Annotated in this window: 10 protein-coding genes; 5 read left to right on the top strand and 5 right to left on the bottom strand. The window is 72.5% G+C overall.

Going from position 1 to position 11,770, the window contains the following annotated elements:
• Positions 1 to 2: 2 nt before the first annotated feature.
• Complete coding sequence (gene deoC, locus ACWDAS_RS10090) at positions 3 to 998, bottom strand: deoxyribose-phosphate aldolase (RefSeq protein WP_450388516.1); 996 nt, start codon at positions 996 to 998, stop codon at positions 3 to 5.
• 130 nt (positions 999 to 1,128) lie between these two features.
• Between deoC and ACWDAS_RS10095 the strand changes: the two genes are divergently transcribed.
• From ACWDAS_RS10095 to ACWDAS_RS10105, 3 genes are all read left to right on the top strand, one after another.
• Positions 1,129 to 1,710, top strand: coding sequence for a SigE family RNA polymerase sigma factor (locus tag ACWDAS_RS10095; protein WP_450388396.1), 582 nt, complete (start codon positions 1,129 to 1,131; stop codon positions 1,708 to 1,710).
• Entirely contained in the window at positions 1,707 to 2,690 is a 984-nt protein-coding gene (locus ACWDAS_RS10100) for a hypothetical protein (RefSeq protein WP_450388397.1), read from the top strand. The genes ACWDAS_RS10095 and ACWDAS_RS10100 overlap by 4 nt, the downstream gene beginning before the upstream one ends.
• Before the next feature lie 78 nt (positions 2,691 to 2,768).
• On the top strand, positions 2,769 to 3,422 hold the full coding sequence (locus ACWDAS_RS10105; RefSeq protein ID WP_450388398.1) for a PH domain-containing protein: 654 nt from the start codon (positions 2,769 to 2,771) through the stop codon (positions 3,420 to 3,422).
• Positions 3,423 to 3,511: 89 nt separating this feature from the next.
• On the opposite strand, the gene ACWDAS_RS10110 is transcribed toward ACWDAS_RS10105, so the two are convergent.
• The 3 genes from ACWDAS_RS10110 to ACWDAS_RS10120 form a co-directional block, all read right to left on the bottom strand.
• Positions 3,512 to 5,251 carry a phospho-sugar mutase gene (locus ACWDAS_RS10110; protein ID WP_450388399.1) on the bottom strand — a complete coding sequence of 580 codons (1,740 nt, stop codon included), beginning with the start codon at positions 5,249 to 5,251 and terminating at the stop codon, positions 3,512 to 3,514.
• 279 nt (positions 5,252 to 5,530) lie between these two features.
• Positions 5,531 to 6,364 (bottom strand): purine-nucleoside phosphorylase, encoded by an 834-nt coding sequence (locus ACWDAS_RS10115; protein WP_450388401.1) that lies wholly within the window; start codon positions 6,362 to 6,364, stop codon positions 5,531 to 5,533.
• A 215-nt stretch (positions 6,365 to 6,579) separates the two neighbouring features.
• Positions 6,580 to 7,017 (bottom strand): gamma-glutamylcyclotransferase, encoded by a 438-nt coding sequence (locus ACWDAS_RS10120; protein ID WP_450388402.1) that lies wholly within the window; start codon positions 7,015 to 7,017, stop codon positions 6,580 to 6,582.
• 63 nt (positions 7,018 to 7,080) lie between these two features.
• On the opposite strand from ACWDAS_RS10120, the gene ACWDAS_RS10125 reads away from it, so the two are divergent.
• Positions 7,081 to 8,529, top strand: a complete 1,449-nt coding sequence (locus tag ACWDAS_RS10125) for an NAD(P)H-quinone dehydrogenase (protein ID WP_450388403.1) — start codon at positions 7,081 to 7,083, stop codon at positions 8,527 to 8,529.
• 156 nt (positions 8,530 to 8,685) lie between these two features.
• Positions 8,686 to 9,675, top strand: coding sequence for a DeoR/GlpR family DNA-binding transcription regulator (locus tag ACWDAS_RS10130; protein ID WP_450388517.1), 990 nt, complete (start codon positions 8,686 to 8,688; stop codon positions 9,673 to 9,675).
• Between the two features lie 101 nt (positions 9,676 to 9,776).
• Here the strand turns inward: ACWDAS_RS10130 and ACWDAS_RS10135 are convergent, their stop codons facing one another.
• A complete protein-coding gene (locus ACWDAS_RS10135; protein WP_450388404.1) occupies positions 9,777 to 11,549 on the bottom strand; it encodes an acetyl/propionyl/methylcrotonyl-CoA carboxylase subunit alpha in 1,773 nt (590 codons plus the stop codon).
• Between the last annotated feature and the right edge of the window lie 221 nt (positions 11,550 to 11,770).

The raw sequence follows: 11,770 nt of genomic DNA on the forward strand, positions 1-11,770 counted from the left end.
TCTCAGTCCACCGTCACGTAGTCGGGACCGGAGTAGCGGCCGGTGCTCAGCTTCTGACGCTGCATGAGCAGATCGTTCAGCAGGCTGGAGGCGCCGAAACGGAACCACTCGTTGCTCAGCCACTCGTCGCCCGCGGTCTCGTTGACGAGGACCAGGAACTTGATGGCGTCCTTGGAGGTGCGGATGCCGCCGGCGGGCTTCACGCCGACCTGGACGCCCGTGGCGGCGCGGAAGTCGCGCACGGCCTCGAGCATCAGGAGGGTGTTGGCGGGCGTGGCGTTGACCGCGACCTTGCCGGTGGAGGTCTTGATGAAGTCGGCGCCGGCGAGCATGCCGAGCCAGGAGGCGCGGCGGATGTTGTCGTACGTCGCGAGCTCGCCGGTCTCGAAGATCACCTTGAGGTGGGCGGAGCTGCCGTCGGGACGGCGGCAGGCCTCCTTGACCGCCTTGATCTCCTCGAAGACCTTCAGGTAGCGGCCGGAGAGGAAGGCGCCGCGGTCGATGACCATGTCCACCTCGTCGGCGCCCGCGGCCACCGCGTCGGCGGTGTCGGCGAGCTTGACCGGAAGGGCGGCGCGGCCGGCCGGGAAGGCGGTGGCGACCGAGGCGACGCGCACGCCGGATGCGCCGACGGCCTCCTTGGCGGTGGCGACCATGTCCGGGTAGACGCAGATCGCGGCGACCTGTGGGGTCGTGCGGTCGGTCGGGTCCGGATTGACGCCCTTGGCGCACAGCGCCCGGACCTTGCCCGGGGTGTCCGCGCCTTCGAGCGTGGTCAGGTCGATCATCGAGATCGCCAGGTCGATGGCGTACGCCTTCGCCGTGGTCTTGATCGAACGGGTGCCGAGGCTTGCGGCGCGGCCTTCGAGACCGACCGCGTCGACGCCGGGCAGCCCGTGCAGGAAGCGGCGCAGCGCGGCGTCGGAGGCGGTGACGTCGGACATGGACGCCAGCCTGGCCGCGGCGTCGGGGCCGTGAGCGGGAACAGTGGTGGGCATGGTCACCAGATCAGCATATCTACGCGCGTAGCGAATGTCACCGGTGGGGAGGGATCCGTCTGATCCCGTCTGCGGGGCCCGGCAACCGAATCCGCGGAACCGGTGGTCTGGTGGGTGAAAGGGGTCATCGATGAATCCAGACGACGAGGCGCAGTTCCAAGGCTACGTCCGCGCCAGATGGGCCCATCTGGTGAGGACCGCCTACCTGCTCACAGGTGACGGGCATCACGCGGAGGACCTGGCGCAGACGGCCCTGGCCAAGGCCTATCGGTCGTGGCGCCGGGTACAGCGCAGCGACAATCCGGACGCCTATGTGCGGCGGATCCTGATCACGTGCAACAAGGACCGGTTCCGCAAGAAACGCGTGGCCGAACGGCTCACGGACATGCCGCCGGAAGGCGCCGGCGCCGATCCCACCGCCCGGGTGGCACAGCGCGAGGTGCTGCTGGCGGCGCTCGGCGAGCTGCCTTCCCGGCAGCGGGCCGTGGTGGTCCTGCGGTACTGGGACGACCTGTCGGAGAGCGAGGTGGCCGAGGTCCTGGGCTGCTCGGTCGGGACGGTCAAGAGCCAGGCCGCCCGGGGCCTGGCAAAGCTGCGCGCACGGCTGGGAACGGCCGTGGGAACCGGGGAAGGAGCGGCCGCCGGCACGGGGCCGGGAGCGACGGCATGGACCACACAGGCGAGCGGAAAGGTCGGAGGAGGAGTCCTATGAGGCACACGCGAGACGGGGCGGAGCACGGCCCCGCCTACGGGGACACGGAGTTCGAGGCGAAGCTGCGCGAGCTCCTGGAGCAGGAGACGGACGGGTTCCGCGCGGGCGAGGCCCCCTACACCTCGATCCTGCGGCAGGGCAGGAACAGCCGCAGGCGCCGCATGGCCGCCGCCGGAGCGGGGCTGGCCGCACTGGTCGCGCTGCCCGGTGCGGCCCTCGCGGTGCACTTCCAGCCGGACGGGCAGAGCACGACCGCCTCGCCGGCGGGGGACGCCTCGCCGGCCGCGTCGGTGAGCGCGCCGCAGTCCGTGTCGACGAGCCCTGCGCCATCCGTGTCGACGAGCGCTCCGCCGAGCGGGCCGGAGGGGCCGGCGACAGCGGGCCAGCTCGTGGACGGGATCACGCTGGAGCGGGCGGGCGAGGCGCTGGAGAAGTGCATCGCCTTCAACAAGGCGCACCAGCCCAAGGCGTCCGCCTTCCGGCAGGACTACGGCAAGGCCGAGGACTACCGCGTGATCCTCGCGCTGAGCGCCACGGGCGACGTCAACTCCCCCGGCGACGGCATCAGGGTCGTGGCGGTCGGCACCCGGGAGTCCAAGCCCGTGCGTCTGATCTGCACCGAGAAGGACGGTCAGGCGTCGGGGCTCAACGGCAGCATGGGCAGCGACGACCACCCCGGCAGCGGGCCCGTCATTCCGGACAGCAACGCCTTCCGGCTCTACAAGCAGGACACCGCCACCGGCCCGGGCCTGCCCTACCGCTTCCCCTTCCGCTGGGGCAGCATCGGCACGGTGAAGCCCGAGGTGGCCGAGGTCACCGTCTCCTACGGCGGCGTCACACGGCGGGCGGTCCTCGACCACGGCTGCTTCGTCGCCACGGGTGTCCTGACCAGGGCGGCGACCTCCTTGCCGCACATCAAGGGCTACGACGCGGCGGGCAAGCTCGTCTACGACTCGGCGAAGGACAAGGGATACCAATAGGAGACCGCCGACGCCGATGCACTAACGCAACCTCCGCCCCGCGGGGCGCCGACCCGAGGTCAGGCACAATCTGATCTCATGACGAGCTCCGAGAACCCCGCCCCCGAACCGCAGCCCGGCCCCGGGCAGCCGAAGTACGCCGAGCGCTCCTACCGCTCGGCGGCCGGTATCGCCGGCGGCGTGCTCATGCTCGCCATCGCGCTGTGGCTCGGCATCGACGCGATCGTCCGCGGCACGGACCGCACGCCCTGGCTGGCCCTCGCGCTGCTGCTGCTGATCGTGCCGCTGATCGTCGCCTTCACCCTGCGCCCGGTCGTCCACGCCGGTGAGGACCGCATCCGGGTACGCAACCCCTTCCGCACCATCACCGCGCCCTGGGGGGCCGTGGAGGGGCTGCGCTCGGGGTACTCGACGGAGCTGTTCGCGGAGGGCAAGAAGTACCAGCTGTGGGCCATCCCCGTGTCGATGCGCGCCCGCAAGCGGGCTGCCCGGGTCAAGACGCGCGCCGCCGCCGCGGGCGACCCGGGTGCGACCCTGCGCGCTCGTCCGGGCGCCCCGGACCGGACGCGTGCCTGGTCCGACCAGGCGGTGGACGAGCTGCGGGAGCTGGCGGAGAAGAACACGGCCCGCGCCACCGCGCAGGGCGAGGTCACGGTCCGCTGGGCCTACGAGGTGATCGCCCCCGCGGTGGCGGGAGCGATCGTGCTGGTCGTCCTGCTCGCGATCGGCTGAGCCGGCCGGCCCGGTGAACAGCGCGCCGCCCAGGCCGTGCCGCGAGGCACGACCGGGGCGGCGTCCGTGGGACGGCCCGGGGCCGGCCCTCAGGCCTGCGCCCCCGCTTCGTCCCGGGCGACCGGCGGAAGCCCGGCGGCGGTCGAGAGGTCGGCCTTGACGGCCGCGAGCACCTCGTCGGCCTGAGCGCGGGTGGCGGCCAGCCGGTCGGCGCCCGGCACGGGCAGGACGACCTCCAGGTAGCACTTCAGCTTGGGCTCGGTGCCGCTCGGCCGCACGATCACCCGGGCCGACTCCACACCGGCGGCCGGGGAGCCGGCCAGCCGGTAGCGCAGGCCGTCGGTCGGCGGCAGCTCCTCGCTGCCCTTGCTCAGGTCCTCGGCGGTGACGACGGCGAGGCCGGCCAGCGAGCTGGGCGGCCGCTCCCGCAGCCGGTTCATCGCGTCGTCGATGACCGAGAGGTCGGAGACCCGCACCGAGAGCTGGTCGGTGGCGTGCAGCCCGTACTCCAGGGCGATGTCGTCCAGCAGGTCGGTGAGCGTACGGCCCTTGGCCTTGAGCTCGGCGGTCAGTTCCGCGACGACCAGGGCGGCGGTGACGCCGTCCTTGTCGCGCACGCCCTCGGGGTCCACGCAGTAGCCCAGGGCCTCCTCGTAGCCGAAGCGCAGACCCTCCACCCGGGAGATCCACTTGAAGCCGGTCAGCGTGTCCGCGTAGTCCAGGCCCGCGCCGGCCGCGATGCGGGAGAGCAGGGAGGAGGAGACGATGCTCGCCGCGAAGACGCCGGTGGCGCGCCGGTGCACCAGGTGGGTGGCGAGCAGCGCGCCGACCTCGTCGCCGCGCAGCATCCGCCAGCCGCCCTCGGCGGCGCGGTCCGGCACGGCGACGGCGCAGCGGTCGGCGTCGGGATCGTTGGCGATGACGACGTCGGCGTCGGGGCCGAGTGCCCGGGCGGCGGCGAAGGCCAGGTCCATCGCCCCCGGCTCCTCGGGGTTGGGAAAGGCGACCGTCGGGAAGTCCGGGTCGGGCTCGCCCTGTTCGGCGACCACGTGCGGGGAGCTGAACCCGGCGCGCTCGAAGGCGGCGGTCAGCACGTCGCGGCCGACGCCGTGCAGAGGGGTGTAGACGACGGACAGATCACGCGGGGAGTGCCGGTCCACGACCGAGGCGGCACGGTCCAGATAGGCCTCGGTCACCTCCTCCCCGAGGACCTGCCAGCCCTCGTCGGCCAGCGGTACGTCGGCCAGTGAGCCGATCGCGGCGATCTCGGCGGCGATCTCGGCGTCGGCGGGCGGCACGATCTGCGAGCCGTCGCCCAGGTAGACCTTGTAGCCGTTGTCGCGCGGCGGGTTGTGGCTCGCCGTCACGGCGACGCCCGCGGCCGCGCCCAGGTGGCGGATCGCGAAGGCCAGCACCGGTGTCGGCAGGGGCCGGGGCAGCAGCGCCGCCCGCAGGCCAGCGCCGACCATGACGGCGGCGGTGTCGCGGGCGAAGTCCACGGACTTGTGGCGGGCGTCGTGACCGACGACGACCAGTGCGTCGCTCTTGCCCTGCGCCTTCAGGTACGCGGCGAGGCCCGCGGCGGCCCGGATGACCACGGAGCGGTTCATGCGCATCGGGCCCGCGCCGATCTCCCCGCGCAGCCCCGCGGTGCCGAACTGCAGCGTCCCGTCGAACCGTGCCGCGAGGTCGGCCGGCGCCGCCTCGTCACCGGCCTCGGCGGCCGCGAGCAGGGCCTCCAGCTCGGCGCGGGTGTCGGGGTCCGGATCCTCGGCCAGCCAGGTGCGCGCCTGACGGATCAGCTCCGCGTTGTCGCTTGCGCTTGCCACGTGATGCTCCTGCGATGTCTCGGTCTTCGGTGCCGCCCGCGAGGCGCACGGGTCGGCCTGGGGCCTCCCGGCCCGTCATGCCGGCGACTGATGCGACAGCGGGAGGCCGCGCGAGAGGGCCCCGTCCGGCGGGGCGGCGGCAGAGCGGGCTGCCGCGACGCGCGCCGCTGGGTTACCTCCCCGTGGGGCGCCTTCCCTAACCAGGGTGCGGGCACCCCCGGGATCGCGCGCGGTGTGCCGGCGGGCGGACGTCAGCCCTCCCCACCGGGCACGGCGCGATCAGATCCGCTCGAGCACCCGGGCGAGGAGACTGCCCATGCGGGCGGCGGAGTCGCGGCCGGCCTCCAGGACCTCCTCGTGGTTCAGGGGCTCGCCCGTCATACCGGCGGCCAGGTTGGTGACCAGGGAGATGCCGAGCACCTCGGCGCCCGCCTCGCGGGCCGCGATGGCCTCCAGCGTGGTGGACATGCCGACCAGGTCGCCGCCGATGACCCGGACCATGTTGATCTCGGCGGGGGTCTCGTAGTGCGGGCCGGGGAGCTGGACGTAGACGCCCTCCTCCAGGGAGGGGTCGACCTCCTTGCACAGGCCGCGCAGCCGCGGCGAGTACAGGTCGGTGAGGTCGACGAAGTTGGCCCCGACGATCGGGGAGGCGGCCGTCATGTTGATGTGGTCGCTGATCAGCACGGCCTGACCGGGGCGGTACGTGGGGCGCAGCCCGCCGCAGCCGTTGGTGAGGACGATGGTCTTGCAGCCGGCGGCGACGGCGGTGCGCACGCCGTGCACGACCGTGGCGACGCCGTGGCCCTCGTAGAAGTGGTTGCGGCCCAGGAAGACCAGCGCCCGCTTGTCGCCGATCCGCACGGAGCGCACCTTGCCGGAGTGCCCGGCCACGGCGGGCGGCGGGAAGCCCGGCAGCTCGGTCACCGCGAACTCGTACTCGGCCTCGCCGAGGGCGTCGGCGGCCGGAACCCAGCCGGAGCCCATGACCAGGGCGACGTCGTGGGTCTCGTCACCGGTGAGCTCGCGCAGGCGAGCGGCGGCGGACGTGGCGGCGGCGTACGGGTCGCCCAGCGGGGTGCGGGCGGCGTGGGGAGTTGCGGAAGAGTTCACGCGGATGAGAGTAGCCGGTTTACTCCTACGCGCGTAGACGTCCCAGGTCACGGTCTGCGCAATTTCGGAGGATCCGCCGATTGACGGGGCCCGTAGGGCTGTCGGGGCGCCCTCCGGCTGCCGGTTCCGCCGGTGCGCGCCCGGTCGCCGTGCGTCCCCGGGCGGGGCGTCGTGGCTGTCGCCCGGGACGACTGCCAGGCGGGTTCCCGACGGGGTCAGCAGGGGCGCTTGCGCAGTTCCATGACGTAGTCGTGCGGCGCGCCCGCGGACTCCGCCGCGTCGGCGACCTCGCCCAGGTAGCGCGCCGAGGGCAGGCCGCCCTCGTAGTCGTTGAGGACGTAGATCCACGCGGGGACGTCGCCGTCGAGGGTGTGCGCCCGCACCATGTGGCGGCGGTAGATGCCCAGCGGGACACCCTCCCAGCGGTCCATGGACTCCTCGTCGACCGGCGCGATGTCGTACAGGCCGACGAAGACCTGGTGCAGCGGGTCCTCGACCAGGGTGGCGAGCGCGCCTTCCCAGCCCATCTGCTCGCCGCCGAACGTGAGGCGCCAGCCGCTGAGCCAGCCGGTGCCGCGCAGGGGCGAGTGCGGGGCGCGGCGGGTCATCAGCCGCGCGTCGAGGTTGCCGGCGTACGCGGCGTAGAGCGACATGGTGACGAGAGTACGACAGCGGGGCACCGCCCCCGTAAGTGATCACTTGGCGCGTGCGGGACAATGGGGTACGTGACTCGGATCGTGATCATTGGTGGCGGACCCGGCGGATACGAAGCGGCCCTGGTGGCCAGCCAGCTGGGCGCGGAGGTGACCGTCGTCGACTGCGACGGTCTGGGCGGGGCTTCGGTGCTCACCGACTGCGTACCGTCGAAGACCCTGATCGCGACGGCCGAGGTGATGACCACCTTCGACTCGTCGTACGAGGAACTGGGCATCATCGTGGCGGACGACACACCGCACATCGAGCAGGCCGCCCGTGTCGTCGGCGTCGACCTCGGCAAGGTCAACCGACGGGTCAAGCGCCTCGCGCTCGCCCAGTCCCACGACATCACCGCCTCCGTCACCCGCTCCGGCGCCCGTGTGATGCGCGGCCGAGGCCGGCTTGAGGGCATGCAGGCGATCGACGGCTCCCGCACCGTGGTCGTCGAGGCGGCCGACGGCACCTCCGAGACCCTCACCGCCGACGCCGTGCTGATCGCCACCGGCGGCCGCCCCCGCGAGCTCCCGGACGCGAAGCCGGACGGCGAACGGATCCTCAACTGGACGCAGGTGTACGACCTGGACGAGCTGCCCGAGGAGCTCATCGTGGTCGGCTCCGGCGTGACCGGCGCCGAGTTCGCCGGCGCCTATCAGGCGCTCGGCGCCAAGGTGACACTCGTCTCCTCCCGCGACCGCGTGCTGCCCGGCGAGGACCCGGACGCCGCCGCCGTCCTTGAGGACGTCTTCCGCCGCCGCGGCATGAACGTCATGGCCCGCTCCCGCGCCGAGTCCGTCAAGCGGGTCGGCGACCGCGTCGAGGTCACCCTCTCCGACGGCCGGGTCATCACCGGCAGCCACTGCCTCATGGCGGTCGGCGCGATACCGAACACCTCCGACATGGGCCTGGAGGGCGCGGGCGTCAAGCTCAAGGACTCCGGCCACATCTGGACCGACAAGGTCTCCCGCACCTCGGCACCCGGCGTGTACGCGGCCGGTGACGTCACCGGCATCTTCGCCCTCGCCTCGGTCGCGGCCATGCAGGGCCGGATCGCGATGTACCACTTCCTGGGCGAGACGGTCGGCCCGCTCAACCTCAAGACCGTCTCCTCCAACGTCTTCACCGACCCCGAGATCGCGACGGTCGGCTACACACAGGCCGACGTCGACGCCGGCATCATCGACGCACGGGTCGTCAAACTCCCGCTGCTGCGCAACCCGCGCGCCAAGATGCAGGGCATCCGGGACGGCTTCGTGAAGCTCTTCTGCCGTCCGGGCACGGGCATCGTGGTGGGCGGTGTGGTCGTCTCGCCGCGAGCGAGCGAGCTCATCCACCCCATCTCGATCGCGGTCGACAACAATCTGACCGTCGAGCAGATGGCGAACACCTACACGGTCTACCCTTCGCTGTCGGGTTCGATCGCCGAGGCCGCACGGCAGTTGGCGACCCGGAAGGCGGCCGGCGAGCTCTAGCGGGTCACCCGCGCGGATGCCGCCGCTCGTATAGCACGCGGCGTTCGGCCTTGCGAACAACTTCTGTTAATCGGTGCAAACTGCTGATAGCAGACGGTCATTGGCGTTACTGTCAGTTTCGTGTTCGCAGCAGAACGTCGCCAACTGATCCTCGAAATGGTGCGCGCGAACGGGGCAGTGTCGCTCCGTGAGCTCGCCCGCGTCGTCCAGACCTCGGAAGTGACCGTACGGCGTGACGTGCGGGCGCTGGAGGCAGAAGGACTGCTCGACCGCCGGCACGGCGGTGCGGTGCTGCCGGGGGGCTTCACCAGGGAGTCCGGCTTCCCGCAGAAATCCCATCTATCGACCGCGGAGAAGACGGCGATCGCCGATCTCGCCGCCGGTCTCGTCGAGGAGGGCGAGGCCATCGTCGTCGGCGCCGGCACGACCACCCAGGAGCTGGCACGCCGGCTCGCCCGGGTCCCGGGGCTGACCGTCGTCACCAACTCCCTGCTGGTGGCGCAGGCCCTGGCGCACGCGAACCGGGTCGAGGTCGTGATGACCGGTGGCACGCTCCGCGGCTCCAACTACGCGCTGGTCGGCAGCGGCGCCGAACAGTCCCTCCAGGGGCTGCGGGTGTCGCGGGCCTTCCTGTCCGGGGCGGGACTGACCGCGGAGCGCGGGCTGTCCACGTCCAACATGCTCTCCGCGAGCGTCGACCGGGCCCTGGTCCAGGCGGCGGCGGAGGTCGTGGTGCTGGCCGACCACACCAAGCTGGGCACGGACACCATGTTCCAGACCGTGCCCACGGACCTGATCACGCATCTGGTCACGGACGAGCCGCCGGCGGGCGACGACCGCGCCGCGACCGAGCTCCAGGCGCTCGCGGACCGCGGCGTCCAGGTCGCGGTCGCGTCGACCGACGGGGCGGACAACGGGGTGTCCCACGGGCGGCAGCGACGGGAGATGCCGCCCGTTCCGGGACCCCGGCGCCATCAGCACCCCTCGGGCACCTATCCGGGCGGTACGGCACCCGGCGAGCCGCGTGCCAGGGCCGCCGGCCAGTCAGCCGGCGGCGTGTCGGGGATGTCCCCGCTGCGCACCGCCCAACTGGCCGGGGAACAGCAGGCCGCCCGGATCGCCGACCTCGCCCCGCGCCGCCGCTAGACCCCGGCTGCCCGGCCGTCCCCAACGGGAGAACGCCGCGGGCCCCGGCCGAGTGATCGGCCGGGGCCCGCGGCGTCGTGCTGCCGTCTGCGGACCGGACGTCAGTCCTTGATCTCGCAGATGAGGGCTCCGGAGGAGACGGAGGAGCCGACTTCGGCGGTGAGGCCCTTGATGGTGCCGGAACGGTGGGCGTTCAGGGGCTGTTCCATCTTCATGGCTTCCAGGACGACGACGAGGTCGCCTTCCTTGACCTCCTGGCCTTCCTCGACGGCGACCTTGACGATGGTGCCCTGCATGGGGGAGGCGAGGGAGTCGCCGGAGGCGGCGGAGCCGGTCTTCTTGGCGGTGCGGCGTTTGGGGCGGGCGCCGCCGGCGGCGGCGGTGCGGGCCAGGGTCATGCCCAGTGAGGCCGGGAGGGAGACCTCCAGGCGCTTGCCGCCGACCTCGACGACGACGGTCTCGCGGCCGGGCTCGGTGTCCTCCTCGGCGTCGGCCGGGGCGGCGAAGGGCTTGATGTCGTTGACGAACTCGGTCTCGATCCACCGGGTGTGGACGGTGAACGGACCGGGCTTGCCGTGGACCTCGGGCGCGAAGGCGGGGTCGGCGACCACCGCGCGGTGGAACGGGATGGCGGTGGCCATGCCCTCGACCTGGAACTCGGCCAGGGCGCGCGCGGCGCGCTGCAGGGCCTGCTGCCGGGTGGCGCCGGTGACGACCAGCTTGGCCAGCAGGGAGTCCCAGGCGGGGCCGATGACGCTGCCGGCTTCGACGCCGGCGTCCAGACGCACACCGGGGCCGGTGGGCGCGTCGAAACGGGTGACGGTGCCGGGGGCGGGGAGGAAGCCCCGGCCCGGGTCCTCACCGTTGATGCGGAACTCGAACGAGTGGCCGCGCAGCGGCGGGTCGTCGTAGCCGAGCGCCTCGCCGTCGGCGACGCGGAACATCTCGCGGACCAGGTCGATGCCGGTGACCTCCTCGGTGACCGGGTGCTCGACCTGCAGACGGGTGTTCACCTCCAGGAAGGAGATGGTGCCGTCCGTGCCGACCAGGAACTCGCAGGTGCCGGCGCCGACGTAGCCGGCCTCCTTGAGGATGGCCTTGGACGCCGCGTACAGCTGGGCGTTCTGCTCCGGGGTCAGGAACGGCGCGGGGGCCTCCTCCACCAGCTTCTGGTGGCGGCGCTGCAGGGAGCAGTCACGGGTGGAGACGACCACGACGTTGCCGTGGGTGTCGGCCAGGCACTGGGTCTCCACGTGCCGGGGCTTGTCGAGGTAGCGCTCGACGAAGCACTCGCCGCGGCCGAAGGCGGCGACGGCCTCACGGACGGCCGACTCGTACAGCTCGGGGACCTCGTCCAGGGTGCGGGCGACCTTCAGGCCGCGGCCGCCACCGCCGAAGGCGGCCTTGATCGCGATCGGCAGGCCGTGCTCGCGCGCGAACGCCACGACCTCGTCGGCGCCCGACACGGGGTCGGGGGTGCCGGCGACCAGGGGGGCGCCGGCGCGTTGGGCGATGTGGCGGGCGGCGACCTTGTCGCCGAGGTCGCGGATGGCCTGCGGGGGCGGGCCGATCCAGGTCAGGCCGGCGTCCAGGACGGCCTGGGCGAAGTCGGCGTTCTCCGACAGGAAGCCGTAGCCGGGGTGGACGGCGTCGGCTCCGGACTCGGCCGCGGCGGCCAGGACCTTGGTGATGTCCAGGTAGCTGGTGGCCGGGGTGTCACCGCCCAGCGCGTAGGCCTCATCGGCCGCGCGGACATGCAGCGCGTCCCGGTCCGGCTCCGCGTAGACGGCCACGCTGGCGATCCCGGCATCCCGGCAGGCACGGGCGACGCGGACTGCGATTTCACCGCGGTTGGCGATGAGCACCTTGCGCACGATGGCTCCCTCCTTGAAACAAGCAGAGTTTAGGTACTGGCGACACTTCGTGCCGAGGCACCCCTGGGGGTGAGCTTGCCCACACGGAGGGTGATACGGGCCCCCAAGCGGGACCCGGATGCCTTGGCTTCCTACGGTAAAGCCCCATTTATCCCGGTGCTTGAGGCCCTGGGGTGTGGGCCGGGTCACCGCCTTCCACCGTGACCCACGTGGCGCCTTTT

This window comes from Streptomyces sp. NPDC001070, assembly GCF_053598835.1.

Excerpts from the sequence above, each read along its gene's own strand:
- ACWDAS_RS10095 (WP_450388396.1), top strand. The coding sequence starts at position 1,129 with ATGAATCCAGACGACGAGGCGCAGTTCCAAGGCTACGTCCGCGCCAGA.
- ACWDAS_RS10120 (WP_450388402.1), bottom strand. The coding sequence starts at position 7,017 with ATGTCGCTCTACGCCGCGTACGCCGGCAACCTCGACGCGCGGCTGATG.
- ACWDAS_RS10125 (WP_450388403.1), top strand. The coding sequence starts at position 7,081 with ATGGGGTACGTGACTCGGATCGTGATCATTGGTGGCGGACCCGGCGGA.
- ACWDAS_RS10100 (WP_450388397.1), top strand. The coding sequence starts at position 1,707 with ATGAGGCACACGCGAGACGGGGCGGAGCACGGCCCCGCCTACGGGGAC.
- deoC (WP_450388516.1), bottom strand. The coding sequence starts at position 998 with ATGCCCACCACTGTTCCCGCTCACGGCCCCGACGCCGCGGCCAGGCTG.
- ACWDAS_RS10105 (WP_450388398.1), top strand. The coding sequence starts at position 2,769 with ATGACGAGCTCCGAGAACCCCGCCCCCGAACCGCAGCCCGGCCCCGGG.
- ACWDAS_RS10130 (WP_450388517.1), top strand. The coding sequence starts at position 8,686 with ATGGTGCGCGCGAACGGGGCAGTGTCGCTCCGTGAGCTCGCCCGCGTC.